Raw genomic sequence first — 15,437 nt, 5'->3', positions numbered from 1 at the left:
GACCATTGTGAGCACCTTGCTGTTGCTGACGAGCGCCCTGCAGCCCTCGGCCGAAGTTCTCCCCGGCCTCGCGCTGCTCGGCCACTCGGTCCGCATCCTGCCCGCCGAGGGCAGCGCGCTGCTCGAGGCGCCCGACTCCGACCTGCTCCTCGTCGACGGGCGCAAGGAACTGGCGCAGGCCCGCGACCTGTGCCGGCTGATCCGGACGACGGGCACCGACGTGCCCGTGCTCCTCATCGTCACCGAGGGCGGCCTGGCCGTCGTCAGCCACGACTGGGGCATGGACGACGTCGTGCTCCACACCTGCGGCCCGGCCGAGCTCGAGGCGCGCATCAAGCTGGCGATCGGTCGGCTCACCGCGCAGCGCGACGCCGCGGACCCCGATGCGCACGTGATCCGCTCCGGCGAGGTGGTCGTCGACGACGCGACGTACACCGCAAAGGTCGGGGGACGCGCGCTCGACCTGACGTTCAAGGAGTTCGAGCTACTGAAGTTCCTCGCTCAGCACCCCGGGCGGGTCTTCAGCCGCCAGCAGCTGCTGCAGGAAGTGTGGGGCTACGACTACTTCGGCGGCACCCGCACCGTCGACGTCCACGTGCGCCGCCTGCGCGCCAAGCTCGGCCCCGAGAACGAGACGCTCATCGGCACCGTGCGCAACGTGGGCTACCGGTTCGTCGTGCCGGCGAAGGAGAAGGCCGCCTCCGACGACGCCCGTGCGGTCGAGGACGAGGCTGAGGGCGAGCGGCAGGACGCCTGAGGCCCGCCTGACACACTCGGGGCGTGGTCGATCTCGAGCTCGTACGCCGTGTCGCCGACGCCGCCGAGGAAGTCGACGGTGCCGCCCCGCTCGACGAGGCGACGTGGCTGGCGTTGCGGAACCGGCCGGACTCCGTGCGGTCGTGGGTGCGCGAGGACGGTTTTGCTCTGCTGGTCGGCGAGGACCTGTCGCTCGTCGTGCACCCTTCTGCTCGTGGACGGGGCGTGGGTGCCGCCCTGGCGGTCGAGGCCGTACCTGCTTCGGGTCCGGTCGAGGCGTGGTCGCACGGTGACCACCCGGCCGCACGCGCGCTCGCTGCTCGGCGCGGGTTCGAGCGCGCGCGAGAGCTGTGGGTGATGCGGCGTCCCTCGTCCGTCCCGCTGCCGCCACTGCCCGAGCGGGACGGCGTGCTTGTGCGCGGTTACGAGGCGGACGACGCGGAGGACGTCGTCCGCGTGAACGCCGCTGCTTTCGCCGCGCACCCCGAGCAGGGCGCGATGGACCTGGCGAACCTGCGGGAGCGGATGGCGGAGTCGTGGTTCGACCCGGCCGGTCTGCTCGTCGCGGTCGACTCCTCGTCCGACGAGGTGCTCGGCTTCCACTGGACCAAGCAGCACTCCTCCGCGCTCGGCGAGGTGTACGTCGTCGGCATCTCACCCGCCGCGCAGGGCCGCGGACTGGGCAAGCTGCTCACCCTGGCCGGTCTTCATCATTTGATCGGCAAGGGCGTCGACGAGGTGCTGCTCTACGTCGAGTCCGACAACGCCCCGGCGATCGCCGTCTACAGCGGGCTGGGGTTCGAGCACGCCGCGAGCGACACGCACGTGCAGTACCGGCGGAGGTAGTCACGCTGCGGGACGGACATCCCGCCGGCGCCGCTTCATGCGGCTCAAGGATGGATGGAGGTGGACCGTCCGCCGATGGCGCCAACTACCGGCGGAATCATTGCTCGACGCGTAGACGTGCTCCGGCGATTCGCACCGGCAGGTGGTGTCGAGGTAGTCGTAGATCGCGTCGATCTGGGCCGGGCAGTGCCTGATGCGCCGTCGGGGCACGAATGATGGTTCGGCGGCGCACGTCACGACAGCCGCATGCCCGCAACGCGTGCACGTGGTACTCGCGCCCAGTCCGTCCCCCACGTCTTCAATCGCACCCATCTGAGCACTGTGCAACTTTCGTTCGTCTCGATGCGAAGCATGCCGCCTACATACCCAGGATTGGGCGTCATCAGGTCATGCCCTGGTGACGAAGCGCCCGGTCAGGAGTTCGATGACCGAGCGGCCCCGGCTGGCGCAGGAGCCGCTCACCCGGGTCTCGTCGTCGGCAGGTGACCGGACGAATGCCTCGACCAGTTCGGCACCGGCCGCGACGACCGACTCGCGGGCGGCGACGGACGTGGAGGTGCCTAGGGGTCGACCCGGACGGCGGCGACGTAGCTGATCCGCTTGCCCTTGAGCGCGTAGGCGTCCGAACCGGCGCGCGAGTCGTGGGTACGGCGGGCGCCGGCCTTCAGGGCTCTCCCAGTTTCCGGGCCGGTGCCGGTCCTCGAGGGTCAGCGAGCCGTCGCTGGTCGGCGATTCGGCGGAGCCATGGCGGTCTCTGACCGCACCTGAAGTGCCCGTAGCGCACCGCCAACATCTGCCGCAGCCCGCGGCCCGGTCGGTCGAGCGGGTTGCATCAGCCAAACAGTCGTCGTGTTGAGGCTCGTGTCACCCGATCGCTCGGTTTGCGTCGTGTTACGGCGCGCCTCGGCGCCAGAGCCCGGCGCAGGCCGCGAGCCCCAGCAGCCAGAGGCCGAGCACCGGGACGTCGCCGGCGTTCAACCCGTGGTCCTCGCTCAGCCCGAGCAGGACGGGCCCCGCCCACGGGCCGTGACCGGCGATGAGCAGCACGCAGAGGATTGAGACCACCTCCGCCAGGACGATCGCGAGGAGGCGGAGCGGCATCCGCCGTACGTTAGCGGCCGCTGCGGTCGCGGTCCTCGGAGCTGTCGGCCTCCTCCGGCTTGCCGTGGGTCTCTCGAATCTCGCGGCCCTTGGCGACGTCCTCGGCGATCTTCTCGTCCTGCTTCTTGATGTTGCGGTCGTCGCGCGGCGGGAGCTGGACGGTCTCCTCGGCGGGGATCCCGGCTTGCAGCTCGCGGCCGCGCTCCAGCTCGGAGTCGAGCTCGGCACCGAAGAGCAGCGCCAGGTTGGTGATCCACAGCCACAGCAGGAAGACGATGACGCCGGCGAGCGAGCCGTAGGTCTTGGAGTAGGAGGAGAAGTTCGCGACGTAGAAGCCGAACAGCGCCGAGGCCAGCACCCACACGACGATCGCGAGCAGCGCGCCGATGGAGATCCAGCGGAACTTCGGCTGCTTGATGTTCGGGGTGACGTAGTAGAGCAGCGCCACGATGAGCACGACCATCAGCAGGAGGATCGGCCACTTGGCGATGTTGAAGACGGTGACGAAGGTGCTGCCGAGACCGATCTGGCTGCCGATCGCGTCGGCCACCGGGCCGGAGACGACCAGCCCGAGGAGGACAACGGCGACGAGCGTCACCAGGACCAGGGTCAGCAGCAGCATGACCGGGCGGAGCTTCCAGAACGGCCGGCCCTCACGGATCTCGTAGATTCGGTTCATCGCGCGGCCGAACGCGCCGACGTACCCGCTCGCCGACCACAACGCCGTCGCCAGACCGATGATCAGCGCCAACCCCGCGCCCTGGGCGGTCGCGAGCTCGGTGATCGTCGGCTCGAGGGTGTCGGCTTGCGAGCCCGCGCCGATGTCGCGCATGACCTGCAGGATCTGGTCGACGGTCTTCTGCGGGTTCGACACCAGCCCGACGATCGACGTGAGCGCGATGAGGGCGGGGAAGAGGGCGAGGACGGCGTAGTACGTCAGCGCCGCCGCCACGTCGGTGCACTGGTCCTTGGAGAACTCCCGCGCCGTCTTGCGCGCGACGTACATCCACGACCGCTTGGTCAGGTCGTCCGGCGAGTCCGGCTTCGCCGGGTGTTCCTTGGGATCAGCGGTGCTCGTGTGGCGGGCCATGGTGCTTCGGTTTCCGCAGGTGGGCGCGGCAAACCCGATCGTGCGCGATGCTTGCACCCGTGCGGATCATCAGCGCCATCGCAGCCGCGGTTCTCTCGGCGTCCATCGCCTCCCCCGCCGGTGCGACGCCACCTCCCCGCTTCGACGCCTACCCGCTGAGCGATCTCGACGCCGGCGCGCCGATCGAGGTGCGCCTCAGGATCACCGGCTCGATGCCCGAGCACGTCTCGACCGGTCCTCTCCGCGTCGTGCTGCGCCAGGACGGAGCCGTGGTCTGGTCGAAGACCAAGCCGCAGAACGCCCATGGTGCCGCCCGCTTCAGCACACCCGGACTGGCAGCAGGGCGTTACGCACTGGTCGCGCGGTACCTCCCCGATGCCGACGCCACCCTCCCGCCCTACAAGAAGCGGCGGGTCATCGTCGTCGAGTGACGCGGGCCGGCCGGCCGCTCAGCGCAGCGGGCGGACGTGCAGGCCGACCTCGGGATCGACCACGACCTCCTGAGCGGCCGCGATGCCGTCGACGAGCAGCTCGGCGTCGGTGGTGACGTTCCGCTTGAGCAGGGCCAGCGCGATCGGGCCGAGCTCGTGGTGGCGGGCGGAGGAGCCGACGGTGCCGATCACCTTGTCGCCGAGCAGGACGTCGGCGCCCTGGGCGGGGAGGCGGTTCTCGCTGCCGTCGAGGTGGAGCAGCGTCAGGCGCCGCGGCGGGCGTCCGAGGGTGTGGACGCGCGCGACGGTCTCCTGGCCGCGGTAGCAGCCCTTGTCCAGGTGGACCGCGCGGCCGATCCAGCCGACCTCGTTGGGGATCGTGCGGTGGTCGGTGTCAAGGCCGAGGCGCGGCTCGCCGCGCGCGATGCGGAGCGCCTCGAAGGCCCACAGGCCGCACGCCGGCCCGGCGGCCTCGGCGTACGCCGGGAGCTGGTCGCGCGGGACGAGGTCGTACTTGGCGGGCTGGTCGGTGACCGCGCGCCACGTGACGGCCAGGTCAGGGACCAGCGAGAGCTCGACACGGGTCATGAACTTCATCCGCTCGAGCCACTCGACGAGCGCCGCACCGGCGCCCGGCTCGGTGTGGGCGGTGAACGCCGACCCGTCGTCGTACCCCTCGAAGGCGTGCTCGACGTGGCCCTGCGGGCTCAGCACGAGCGCCTGGGTCCAGGCGCCGGGGGCGAGGTCGAGGAAGTGCTGGGTGGTGAGGTTGTGCAGCCAGCTCAGCCGGTCCGGCCCCTCGATGCGCAGCACCTCGCGGTGCGAGAGGTCGACGAAGCCCTCGCCGGACTCCAGCGTGCGCTGCTCGCCGTTGAACGAGCCGTAGTGCGCCGCGACCGGGGCGTCGATGCCGTCGCCGGCGACCGCTCCGGGCAGGTCGAGCAGGGGGCTGGTCATGAGGACTCCTCGGTCGGCGTGCAGGTGGTGCAGTGGCCGAACACCGTCAGGTGCCCGACGTCGGCGACGAAGCCGTCGGCCTCGAGCCGGTCGGTGAGCGGCTTCAGCACATCGGGGTCAACGGAGACGACCTTCTGGCAATTCCGGCAGACCAGGTGGAAGTGCTCGTGGTCGGAGATCGAGTGGTACGTCGGGGCGCGGTCGCTCAGGTGGGCGTGCCGCACCAGGCCGAGCTCCTCGAGCACCTCGAGCGTCCGGTAGACGGTGGAGATGTTGATCGCCGAGGAGTGCTCACGGACCTTGCCGAGCACCTCGTCGGGGGTGGCGTGGCCGAGCTCGTCGACCGCGCGCAGGACCATCTCGCGCTGGGGGGTCAGCCGGTAGCCGCGCGACCGCAGGCGCTCCCGCCAGTCCTGCTGGGCCATGTCAGGCCCGCTGGAGACGCGCCCACAGGTGCGGCTGGAGCGGCTGGCCGACGGCGGCCATGTCGTAGGCGTAGAGGAGGTCGCCCTCGACGTTGCCGTAGAGCCGGTGGCCCGCGGTGACCTCCTTGGCCGACTCGGTGCGGGCGACCGCGTCGGTGGTCAGCTCGAGCTTGCCGTTCTCGGCGGTGCCGTACCAGATCTCGACGAACCCGGTGTTGTGCGTCAGCACCAGCTCCACCTGCCCCTCGGGCCGGCAACGCAGGAAGCCGGTCTCCTGCGCGCCCTGGCGCACGGTCTTGCCCTCGTCGTCGATGACCCACGAGCGGGCGAAGTAGTGGAGGAAGGGGCGGCCGTCCTGCTGGAAGACGAGCTCCTGGCCGTACTGGTACGGCTCGATCGTCGGGTAGTCGCCGCGCCCGTTGCCCTGCCAGGTGCCGAGCATCCAGGCGACCGGGCCGCAGTCGGGGTGGAGGTTCTCCGGGATCTGGAAAGGCACCCGCCCACTCTAGGCTGACGCCCATGTCGCGCCCACTCGTCGTCAAGGTGACCTGCGGCTCCGAGGACGCCGAGCGGTGCAACCAGGGGTTCACCGTGGCGGCCGCCGCGGTGGCCGCCGGTGCGGAGGTCTCGCTGTGGCTGACCGGCGAGGCGGCGTGGTACGGCGTGCCCGGGCGCGCCGAGGGCATCGCGCTGCCGCTCGCCACTCCCCTGGCGGACCTCCTGGCGGCCGTCGTCGCCGGCGGCACCGTCACCGTCTGCACCCAGTGCGCCTCGCGCCGCGGGATCACCGCCGAGCAGCTGCTGCCGGGCGTGGTGATCCGCGGTGCGGCGTCGTTCGCCGAGGAGGTCCTCCAGCCGGACGTCCAGGCGCTCGTCTACTGACCTCGGCCGGGCGGGCCAGCCGATACGATCCGGCGCCATGAGCGCCGCACCCCCTCCGGACGAAGGTGCGACCGCCCGTGGCTGGCGTCGCCGGCAGAAGCAGGCCACCGCGCCGCTGCCGCCCCTGACCCACGAGGAGGCGCTGGCCCGGCTCGCCGAGCAGACCGCCGCGGCCGACCACGCCACCTCGCTGCGCCGCGCCGCCGAGCTGGCCGCCTCCGAGCAGGCCGCCGAGCGGCTCGTCGCGGAGGAGGCCGCCCGGGCCGCGGCCGCGGAGGCCGAGGCCGCCTCCCGCCGGGCCGCCGAGCTCGCGGACGCCGCCGCCGAGGCACAGGCGGCGGCCGTCGCGTTGTCGGAGCAGGCCGCGGCCGCGCTCGCGGCGGCCGAGGGTCGGGAGGCCGCCGAGGCCCGCCTCGACGAGGCGCTCACCGCGCGGGCGGCCGCCGAGGAGGCCGCCGCCGAGTCCGCCCGCCGGCACGAGGAGGCGGCGACGTACGCCGCGGAGCAGGCGTCGCTCGCCGCCGCGGCCGCCGAGGCGCGGGAGGCCGCGGACAGCTCCGCCGCCGAGCAGGCCCGGCTCGCGGACGAGGCGCACGCCGCCCGGCTCGCGGCGGAGGAGTCCGCCGCCGACGCCGCCCGCGAGCTGGCGCTGGCCGAGGCCCGGGCAGCCGAGCTGGCCGACGCCAACCGGGAGGCGACCGACGCGCGCCGTGCGGCCGAGGAGGCGGCCGCGGCTGCCGCCGCCGCGATGGAAGCAGCGTCCGCACGGGCCGAGGAGCTCGCCCTGGCGCGGGTCGCCGCTGAGGAGACGGCTGCCGTGCACGCCCGGCTCGCCGCCGAGGCGCACTCGGCCCGCGAGGTCGCCGAGCAGGCCGCCCGGGAGCGGGCGGAGGAGGCCGCCGCCGCCAGCGCCGAGTCCCGCGACCAGGCCGCCCTGGCCGCTGCCGCGGCCGCCGCCGAGCACGCGGCGCTGGTGGCCGCCGAGGAGCAGGCCGGGATCGCCGCCGCCGCGTCCGAGCTGCGCGCCGCCGCCGACGAGATCGCGTCCGCACACGCCCGCGACGCCGCCGAGGCACTCCAGGGCCGCCGCGTCGCCGACGAGTCCGCCGCCGAGCACGCCCGGCTCGCCGCCGAGGCGCACCAGGCCCGGGAGGTCGCCGAGCACGTGGCGCGCGAGCGCGCCGAGGAGGCCGCCGCCGCGAGCGCCGAGTCCCGCGACCAGGCCGCCCTGGCCGCTGCGGCCGCCGCCGCCGAGCACGCGGCGCTGGTCGCCGCCGGCGAGCAGGCCGAGGTCGCCCGGGTCGCCGCGGAGGCACGCGCCGCGGCCGACGAGACCGCCGCCGCGCACGCGCGCGACGCCGCCGAGGCGCTCGAGGGCCGCCGCGTCGCCGACGAGTCCGCCGCCGAGCACGCCCGGCTGGCCGCCGAGGCGCACGAGGCACGGGTCGCCGCGGAGCAGTCCGCCCGCGAGCGGGCCGCCGAGGCGGCGGCCGCGTCGGAGTCGGCGTACGACGCGTCGGTGCTGGCCGCCGCGTCCGCGCAGGCCGAGCACACCGCGCTCGTCGAGGCCACCGAGCAGGCCGAGGCCGCCCGCGCGGCCGCCGAGGCGCGGGCGGTCGCCGAGGAGACCGCCGCCGAGCAGGCCTGCCTCGCCGCGGAGGCGCACGCCGCGCGGACCGCCGCCGAGGAGTCCGCCCGGGCCGCGGTCGAGGCGCGCGAGGCCGCCGAGCACGACGCCGCCGAGCACGCCCGGCTCGCCGCCGAGGCCGTCGCCGGCCGGCAGGAGGCCGAGCGCCGGCTCACCGAGCTCGCCGCCGAGCTGGCCGCGGCCCACGAGGCTCGGCTCGCCGCCGAGCGCGCCGCCGAGGAGCAGGCCGCCCAGCGGCTGGTCGCCGAGGAGAAGGCCGAGCAGCGGGCGATGGACCGCAGCGCCGTCGAGGCGTCGGTGCGCCACCAGGCCGAGCTCGTCGAGGCGGCCCTCCAGGACCGGCTCGCCGCCGAGCAGCGCGCCGCCGAGCTGGCCGAGCAGCTGGCCGAGGCACGGGGCGGCCCTGGGGGCGGCGAGCCTGTCCAGCCGCGCCCGCTCGCCGGCGTACCGGCTGCCGAGCCCGCTCCCGCCACTCCTGCCGCCCCGGCACCCGCCGCCTCGTCCGGTGCCATCCCCTCGGCGGAGCAGCGCGGCCGACGGGTCCTCTACCTGCTCGCCGCGCTCGTCGCCGCCGCGCTCACCGTCGTCGCGTGGCGGACCGGCCACGACGACCCGGTGCTCCTCGCCGTCGGGGCGATCGTCACCGTCGCGTTCCTCGTCGGCTCGACCGGCGCGGGTCAGCGCGACTGACGCTGGGTTCGCCCCGGCGGGTTTCGAGACGCTTCCTAGCGGAAGCTCCTCAACCAGCCGGGGTCGGGCGAGAGCTCAACCAGCCGGGTGCAGCGCGGTCCGGACGCGGTCCGCGATCACGGCGACGGCGGCCTTCGAGGTGCGGCCGGCGCCGACGATGTTGAAGAACCCGTGGATCTGGTCGGGGAACCGGCGCGTCTCCACCTCGACCCCCGCGGCGGCGAGCTTCGCGGCGTACGCCTCGCCCTCGTCGCGGAGCGGGTCGAAGCCGGCGGTGACGACGTACGCCGGCGCCAACCCCGCCGGCAGGTCGGCGCGCAGCGGGGCGACGCGCGGGTCGGTGCGGGTGGCGGGGTCGGGCGTGTAGGAGGCGACCGCGAGGTCCATGAACTCCTGGGTGAGGAACAGACCCTTGCCGAACATCCGCTTGCTCTCGGTCTCGCCAGAGACGTCGGTCGCCGGGTAGACGAGCAGCTGCCACGCCAGCGGCAGCCCGTCGCGGGCCGCCTCGATGGCGATGTGGGCGGCCAGGTTGCCGCCGGCGGAGTCGCCGCCGACGGCGATCCGCGCGGGGTCGGCGCCGAGTGCGGCGGCGTGCTCGAGGACCCAGCGGTACGCCGCGAGCGCGTCGTCGTGCGCAGCCGGGAAGGGGTGCTCGGGGCCGAGGCGGTAGTCGACGGCGAGCACTCGCACACCGGCCCGCTCCGCGATGAACCGGCAGCTGGCGTCGTGGGTCTCGAGGTCGCCGAAGAAGAAGCCGCCGCCGTGGAGGAACAGCAGCAGCGGGCCGGGCGTCTCGACCGGCCCGTGCGCGCTCGAGGGGGTGTAGAGACGGGCGAGCAGCCCGCCGGCGTTCAGGTCGCGCACCGAGCCGACGCGCTGGCGGCCGGCGGTGAGCCCGGTCTGCCGGACGGCGGCCTGGCGACCGAGCTCGACCTCGAGCGACTCGATCGCGGGCTCGCGGGTGAGCTGCTGGATCCGCAGCATCAGCTGGAGGTCGACGGCCAGCTTCTGCCCGTCGAGGCGCAGCGGCGGTCCGGCCAGCACCCGCTGGACGGGGGCCGGCAGCCCCATCAGGGCCCGCAGGGCAGCCACCTCGACGACGGTCTTCGCGCTCACGGGCGGGACAGTAGCGGGCCGCCAGCCATCCACACGGCGGGCTCGCGCACGCCGCTCCCCAGTCCTTCGCGAGCGACACCTGCCGTTCACCCTCCGGTGCCACACTGGCGAGGTGACCCTGGAGACCGGACCCGCCGAGGACCTGCTGCCGCGCGACCGGGCGCCGCACGACTCCTTCGACGTGGAGCCGCCCTACGTCCCCGACCACGAGGCGCTCGCGGCGGTGGAGAAGTACGACGACCGGTTCCTCGACCGCGAGCTGTCGTGGCTGCACTTCAACCAGCGGGTGCTCGAGCTCGCCGAGGACCCCGACCTGCCGCTGCTCGAGCGGGTGCGGTTCCTGGGGATCTTCACCAGCAACCTCGACGAGTTCTTCATGGTCCGGGTGGCCGGCCTGAAGCGCCGGATCGCCGCCGGGCTGGCCGTGCGCGCCGCCTCCGGCCTGATGCCGCGTGAGGTGCTCGAGCGGATCTGGCTCACGAGCCGGGAGCTGAGCGAGCGGCAGGTCTGCCTGTTCCGCGACGAGATCGACCCCGCGCTGCGCGATCACGGCATCGAGATCGTGCGCTGGGGCGAGCTGGACGACCGCGAGCAGAAGCACTGCAAGAAGCTCTTCAAGGAGCGGGTCTACCCGGTGCTGACCCCGCTGGCCGTCGACCCGGCGCACCCCTTCCCGTACATCTCCGGGCTCTCGCTCAACCTCGCCGTCGTGCTGCGCGACCCCGAGACCCGCAAGGAGCACTTCGCGCGGGTCAAGGTGCCGCCGAACTTCGCGAGGCTCGTGCCGCTCGGGAACCAGCGGTTCGTGCCGCTGGAGGACGTCATCCGCGAGCGGCTGAAGAAGCTGTTCCCCGGCATGGAGGTGCTCGAGGTCCACACGTTCCGGGTGACCCGCAACGAGGACCTTGAGGTGGAGGAGGACGACGCCGAGAACATCCTGGCCGCGCTGGAGAAGGAGCTGCTGCGCCGCCGGTTCGGGCCGCCGGTCCGGCTCGAGGTCGAGGACTCGATCACCCCTGCCGTCCTCGACCTGCTGGTCTCCGAGCTCGGCGTGGCCGAGGAGGAAGTGTTCCGGCTGCCCGGGCCGCTGGACCTGCGGGCGCTGACCAGCCTCGCTGACCTGCCTCGCGAGGAGCTGAAGTACCCCGCGTTCGTGCCCACCACCCACCCGGTGCTCGCCGAGGTGGAGTCCGCCGCGCCGGTCGACGTGTTCAAGGCCGCCCGCCGCCACGACGTGCTGCTGCACCACCCCTACGACTCCTTCGCCACCTCCGTGCAGCGCTTCCTCGAGCAGGCCGCGGCCGACCCGCACGTGCTGGCGATCAAGCAGACGCTCTACCGGACCTCCGGCGACTCACCGATCATCGACGCGCTGATCGACGCCGCCGAGGCCGGCAAGCAGGTGCTGGTGATCGTGGAGATCAAGGCCCGCTTCGACGAGGAGGCCAACATCCGGTGGGCCCGCAAGCTCGAGCAGGCCGGCTGCCACGTCGTCTACGGGCTGGTCGGGCTCAAGACGCACTGCAAGCTGTCGATGGTGGTGCGCGAGGAGGACCACGCCGGCGGCGGGATCCGCCGCTACACCCACATCGGCACCGGCAACTACAACCCGAAGACGTCACGCACCTATGAGGACCTCGGGCTGATCACGACCGACGACACGATCGGCGAGGACGTCGCCCACCTGTTCAACAACCTCTCCGGGTGGTCGCGCAACGCGTCGTACGAGCAGCTGCTGGTCGCGCCCGACTCCGTGCGCTCGGGGCTCGTCGAGCGCATCCACCGCGAGATCGCCCACCACCGGGCCGGGCGCCCCGCGCGGATCCGGATGAAGGCCAACTCCGTGGTCGACGAGGCCGTCATCGACGCGCTCTACCTCGCCTCGCAGGCCGGCGTCCCCGTCCAGCTGCTCATCCGCGGCATCTGCGCGCTGCGGCCCGGCGTGCCCGGGCTGTCGGAGACGATCGAGGTGCGGTCGGTGCTGGGGCGGTTCCTCGAGCACAGCCGGGTCTCCTGGTTCGACAACGGCGGCGAGCCCGAGGCCTGGATCGGCTCGGCCGACATGATGCACCGCAACCTCGACCGGCGGGTCGAGGTGCTCGTCCGGCTGCCCGGGGCCGCCGGCCGGCAGGCCGTCGACGACCTGCTGACGCTCGCCTTCGACGCCGACACCGACGCGTGGGTGCTCGGCCCCGACGGCGCGTGGAGCCGCTCGCCCGGACCGGTGCACCTCCAGGAGACGCTCATCGAGCGGCAGCGCCGACGGCGTACGGCGCCCTGACGGCGTACGACCTCGGCCGGCGGCACCACCTCGGGTGACGGGGCCGACGCCGTCCTCGCTTGCGTGATCTTCCGACGGTGGCCCTACTCTGTTCAACGCTCGTTCCCCCGTCGTTCAGGAGTCACTCCGTGGGACTGCGTTTCCGTCCGGTCGAAGCCACGTTCTACGACCAGTTCGCCGAGCAGGCGGACCACCTCGTCACCGGTGCCAGGATCCTCGCCGAGATGCTCGCCGACGGCGCCGACCACGCGTCCGTGGCTCAGCGCATGCGCGACGCCGAGCACGCCGCCGACGAGACCACCCACGCGATCATCCGGAAGGTGAACTCGACGTTCATCACGCCGTTCGACCGCGAGGACATCTACTCGCTCGCCTCCGGGCTCGACGACGTCATGGACCACATGGACGAGGTCGTCGACATGATCCTGCTCTACGAGGTGCGGGAGATGCCGACCGAGGTCTCCGGCCAGGTCGAGCTGCTGCAGCGCTGCGCGGACCTCACCTCCGCCGCGATGCCGAACCTGCGGTCGATGCAGTCGCTCGAGGAGTACTGGATCGAGATCAACCGCCTCGAGAACGCCGGCGACAAGAACCACCGCCGGATCCTGACCAACATCTTCGGTGGCGACTACAAGACCATCGAGGTGCTCAAGCTCAAGGACATCGTCGAGGCCCTCGAGGACGCCATCGACGCGTTCGAGCGGGTCGCGAACACGGTGGAGCAGATCGCCGTCAAGGAGTCCTGACCGGTGGAGATCGCGATCATCATCGCGGTGGTCGTGGTCGCCCTCGTGTTCGACTACACGAACGGGTTCCACGACGCCGCCAACGCCATCGCGACCTCGGTCTCCACCCGCGCGCTCACGCCGCGGGTGGCCCTGGGTCTCGCGGCGATCATGAACTTCATCGGCGCGTTCCTCGGCCAGAAGGTCGCCAAGACCGTCGCCGACGTCATCCAGTTCAGCCCCGAGCAGCTCGATCCGAACGCCGCCACCTCGGTGACCGTGCACGCGCTGGTCATCGTCATGTGCGGCCTGCTCGGCGCGATCATCTGGAACATGATCACCTGGTACTACGGCCTGCCGTCGTCCTCCTCGCACGCCCTCATCGGCGGCCTGGGCGGCGCGGCGATCGCCGGTGGGGTGAGCGTCAACTGGGACACGGTCCTCAACAAGGTCGTCATCCCGATGCTGATCTCGCCGGTCTTCGCGTTCGCGGCGGGCTTCGCGGTGATGCTCGCGATCATGTGGATCTTCCGCAAGGTCAACCCGCACAAGGCCAACCGCGGCTTCAAGCTCGCCCAGACCGCCTCCGCCGCCGCCATGGCGCTCGGCCACGGCCTCCAGGACGCGCAGAAGACGATGGGCGTCATCTTCCTCGCCCTGCTCGCCGGGGGGTACGTCGCCGAGGGCGACGACCTGCCGCTGTGGGTCATCTTCGCCGCCGCCGCCGCCATCTCGGCCGGCACCTGGGCCGGCGGCTGGCGCATCATGCGCACCCTCGGCCGCCGCATCATCCACCTCGACCCGGCCCGCGGCTTCGCCGCGGAGTCGGTCGCCGCGTCGGTGCTCTACACCACGGCCTACGCGTTCGAGGCGCCCATCTCCACCACCCACACCATCACCTCCGCGGTGATGGGCGTCGGCGCCACCAAGCGGTTCTCCGCCGTCCGGTGGGGTGTCGCCCGGTCCATCGTCACCGCCTGGGTCCTCACCTTCCCCGCCGCCGCCTCCGCCGCCGCCGCCACGTACTTCATCGCGCACTACGTCTTCCGGCTGGACTAGCCCCGGGCTACTCCGTCCCCGGCCTCCGCCGGGGTAGTAACGGTCAGAAACGTCCGTCACTACCCCGGCGGAGGTCATTTTCGTCCGTTACTACCCCGACGACGTCCCCGATGGGGGCCGGACCGGGCGGGCGGAGCGGCCGGGCGGGCAGGGGATGGATGTCCACCCGTCAACCGGCGCGGCCGCGCAGCAACCGACGACGGTCCTGCTCGCCCAGACGGCGACGTTGCTCGACAGTGGTGGTCGGGGTCCACCAGGCGGGCGGGTCGACGGTCCATCCCCGGGTGGCCTCCGGCTCGAACCGGGCCCTCGCCCGCGTCTGGAGCATCCGCGGCACCACCGTCCGCAACGGGTCGACGCGGTCGGCCGCGGTCATGGTGAAGTACTCCAGACCGGCCCGGCGGAACTCGTGCTCCCGGTCGATGTCGGCCGTCCGTCGCCGGCGCTGCAGGTGAAGCGCCCCGTCGTACTCCCCGACCACACCGGCCTCCACGTCGAGCAGGTCCGGGGTGCCGATGTGCCGGCCGGCCCGGTCGAAGACCGGTGTGTTCATCAGCGGCGTCGGCAGCCCGGCGTCGATCTCCCACACCAGCCGCATCTCGACCTCCATCGGGGACCAGCTGTTCTCCGAGCCGAGCGCGATCGCCGCCCGGCACTGTGGGATCCCGATCCACCCGTTCAACGTGTCGGCGTAGGCCTGCGCCTCCGCCCGGCTGACCAGGTCCGCAGCAGCGGCCATGTCGAAGGCGACCGTCGCGGCGCGGACGTCGGCGGCGTACCGCATCTCGAAGCACACCGAGCGCGCCGCCGTCGTGACGGCCAGCCCGTCGACGACCTCGAGCGTCTCGGGCGCGATCCGCTCGGACGTCACCTGCAGACCCGGCTGCTCGCGGACCGCCTTTCTCAGCACGGCCAGCACGACCGGCCGCGCCGCCTCGTCGAGCGTGTCGCCGAAGTACTCCGCGCCCATCCAGCGCAGGGCCGCCCACCCCGTGACGCCGCCGTACGCCGGCAGCACCATGCCGGCCTCGGCGATCCGCTGCTCGACGGTGACCGGCAGGTCAGCGGGCAGGAAGTAGCCGCGCGTCGTCTGACGCCAGGCGCGGCCGTACGCACGGCTCGACGGCGGACCGGTCCGGCCGTCCGGGTCGATCCGCATCGGCCGCAGCACGTGCGGGCGCGCCGGATGGAACGGCTCGGGTCGCGGCGTGGTCGGCATCCCGCCATCGTGGCCGGATCCGCCGCCCGCCGTCGGCGCTCATCCACAGGCCATCCGGGCCGCACCGACGGTCTGAGGGCCGTCGTCGGGGTAGCAACGGACCTTTCTGACCGTTACTACCCCCGCGACGGACGATTCCGACCGTTACTACCCCGCGGGCCGGGTCAGGGCGAGACGACCTCGGAGGCGACGACGGTGCGGCGGATCC

The 15,437-nt window shown here is 73.0% G+C and carries 15 protein-coding genes; 8 read left to right on the top strand and 7 right to left on the bottom strand.

From position 1 onward, the window contains the following. Positions 1–7 precede the first annotated feature (7 nt). Together G6553_RS11790 and mshD are read left to right on the top strand one after the other, a co-directional pair. The gene (locus G6553_RS11790; RefSeq protein WP_166192770.1) at positions 8–757 is read left to right on the top strand and encodes a response regulator transcription factor; all 750 of its coding nucleotides are present in this window, start codon (positions 8–10) and stop codon (positions 755–757) included. Positions 758–780: 23 nt separating this feature from the next. Beyond that, positions 781–1,602 carry a mycothiol synthase gene (gene mshD, locus G6553_RS11785; protein ID WP_166192767.1) on the top strand — a complete coding sequence of 274 codons (822 nt, stop codon included), beginning with the start codon at positions 781–783 and terminating at the stop codon, positions 1,600–1,602. A gap of 891 nt (positions 1,603–2,493) precedes the next feature. On the opposite strand, the gene G6553_RS11780 is transcribed toward mshD, so the two are convergent. Continuing rightward, entirely contained in the window at positions 2,494–2,703 is a 210-nt protein-coding gene (locus tag G6553_RS11780) for a hypothetical protein (protein ID WP_166192764.1), read from the bottom strand. A gap of 10 nt (positions 2,704–2,713) precedes the next feature. Continuing rightward, complete coding sequence (locus tag G6553_RS11775) at positions 2,714–3,793, bottom strand: YihY/virulence factor BrkB family protein (RefSeq protein WP_166192761.1); 1,080 nt, start codon at positions 3,791–3,793, stop codon at positions 2,714–2,716. A gap of 59 nt (positions 3,794–3,852) precedes the next feature. Between G6553_RS11775 and G6553_RS11770 the strand changes: the two genes are divergently transcribed. Continuing rightward, a complete protein-coding gene (locus G6553_RS11770; protein WP_166192758.1) occupies positions 3,853–4,224 on the top strand; it encodes an Ig-like domain-containing protein in 372 nt (123 codons plus the stop codon). A gap of 18 nt (positions 4,225–4,242) precedes the next feature. On the opposite strand, the gene G6553_RS11765 is transcribed toward G6553_RS11770, so the two are convergent. From G6553_RS11765 to G6553_RS11755, 3 genes are read right to left on the bottom strand one after another with little or no spacing between them, the layout of a single operon-like run. Further along, positions 4,243–5,181 (bottom strand): folate-binding protein YgfZ, encoded by a 939-nt coding sequence (locus G6553_RS11765; RefSeq protein ID WP_166192755.1) that lies wholly within the window; start codon positions 5,179–5,181, stop codon positions 4,243–4,245. Beyond that, a complete protein-coding gene (locus G6553_RS11760; protein ID WP_166192752.1) occupies positions 5,178–5,606 on the bottom strand; it encodes a Fur family transcriptional regulator in 429 nt (142 codons plus the stop codon). Before G6553_RS11760 ends, G6553_RS11765 begins: the two co-directional genes overlap by 4 nt. 1 nt (position 5,607) lies before the next feature. Further along, positions 5,608–6,102 (bottom strand): FABP family protein, encoded by a 495-nt coding sequence (locus G6553_RS11755; protein ID WP_166192749.1) that lies wholly within the window; start codon positions 6,100–6,102, stop codon positions 5,608–5,610. Between the two features lie 23 nt (positions 6,103–6,125). Here G6553_RS11755 and G6553_RS11750 point away from each other — a divergent pair, with 23 nt between their 5' ends. Together G6553_RS11750 and G6553_RS11745 are read left to right on the top strand one after the other, a co-directional pair. Further along, positions 6,126–6,488: a DsrE family protein gene (locus tag G6553_RS11750; RefSeq protein ID WP_166192746.1), complete on the top strand. Its 363-nt coding sequence runs from the start codon at positions 6,126–6,128 to the stop codon at positions 6,486–6,488. A 37-nt stretch (positions 6,489–6,525) separates the two neighbouring features. After that, positions 6,526–8,826 carry a hypothetical protein gene (locus G6553_RS11745; protein WP_166192743.1) on the top strand — a complete coding sequence of 767 codons (2,301 nt, stop codon included), beginning with the start codon at positions 6,526–6,528 and terminating at the stop codon, positions 8,824–8,826. Between the two features lie 75 nt (positions 8,827–8,901). Here the strand turns inward: G6553_RS11745 and G6553_RS11740 are convergent, their stop codons facing one another. Then, on the bottom strand, positions 8,902–9,945 hold the full coding sequence (locus G6553_RS11740; RefSeq protein ID WP_347565672.1) for an alpha/beta hydrolase: 1,044 nt from the start codon (positions 9,943–9,945) through the stop codon (positions 8,902–8,904). A gap of 181 nt (positions 9,946–10,126) precedes the next feature. Between G6553_RS11740 and G6553_RS11735 the strand changes: the two genes are divergently transcribed. The 3 genes from G6553_RS11735 (at position 10,127) to G6553_RS11725 (ending at position 14,010) form a co-directional block, all read left to right on the top strand. Beyond that, positions 10,127–12,226, top strand: coding sequence for an RNA degradosome polyphosphate kinase (locus G6553_RS11735; protein WP_347565676.1), 2,100 nt, complete (start codon positions 10,127–10,129; stop codon positions 12,224–12,226). Positions 12,227–12,354: 128 nt separating this feature from the next. Beyond that, the gene (locus G6553_RS11730) at positions 12,355–12,972 is read left to right on the top strand and encodes a DUF47 family protein (RefSeq protein ID WP_347565671.1); all 618 of its coding nucleotides are present in this window, start codon (positions 12,355–12,357) and stop codon (positions 12,970–12,972) included. A gap of 3 nt (positions 12,973–12,975) precedes the next feature. Then, on the top strand, positions 12,976–14,010 hold the full coding sequence (locus G6553_RS11725; protein WP_166192740.1) for an inorganic phosphate transporter: 1,035 nt from the start codon (positions 12,976–12,978) through the stop codon (positions 14,008–14,010). 169 nt (positions 14,011–14,179) lie between these two features. Here G6553_RS11725 and G6553_RS11720 read toward each other — a convergent pair whose 3' ends face one another. After that, positions 14,180–15,229: a hypothetical protein gene (locus G6553_RS11720; protein WP_166192737.1), complete on the bottom strand. Its 1,050-nt coding sequence runs from the start codon at positions 15,227–15,229 to the stop codon at positions 14,180–14,182. Positions 15,230–15,437 lie beyond the last annotated feature (208 nt).

This window comes from Nocardioides sp. IC4_145 (assembly GCF_011250565.1).
Taxonomy (GTDB): Bacteria; Actinomycetota; Actinomycetes; order Propionibacteriales; family Nocardioidaceae; genus Nocardioides.
Note: the sequence above shows the minus strand (reverse complement) of the source record. Positions and strands in the feature narration are given on the sequence as shown.

What these genes read in the sequence shown, in the direction of transcription:
- G6553_RS11780 (WP_166192764.1), bottom strand. Translation starts at nt 2,703, where the DNA reads ATGCCGCTCCGCCTCCTCGCGATCGTCCTGGCGGAGGTGGTCTCAATC.
- G6553_RS11775 (WP_166192761.1), bottom strand. Translation starts at nt 3,793, where the DNA reads ATGGCCCGCCACACGAGCACCGCTGATCCCAAGGAACACCCGGCGAAG.
- G6553_RS11765 (WP_166192755.1), bottom strand. Translation starts at nt 5,181, where the DNA reads ATGACCAGCCCCCTGCTCGACCTGCCCGGAGCGGTCGCCGGCGACGGC.
- G6553_RS11760 (WP_166192752.1), bottom strand. Translation starts at nt 5,606, where the DNA reads ATGGCCCAGCAGGACTGGCGGGAGCGCCTGCGGTCGCGCGGCTACCGG.
- G6553_RS11750 (WP_166192746.1), top strand. Translation starts at nt 6,126, where the DNA reads ATGTCGCGCCCACTCGTCGTCAAGGTGACCTGCGGCTCCGAGGACGCC.
- G6553_RS11745 (WP_166192743.1), top strand. Translation starts at nt 6,526, where the DNA reads ATGAGCGCCGCACCCCCTCCGGACGAAGGTGCGACCGCCCGTGGCTGG.
- G6553_RS11720 (WP_166192737.1), bottom strand. Translation starts at nt 15,229, where the DNA reads ATGCCGACCACGCCGCGACCCGAGCCGTTCCATCCGGCGCGCCCGCAC.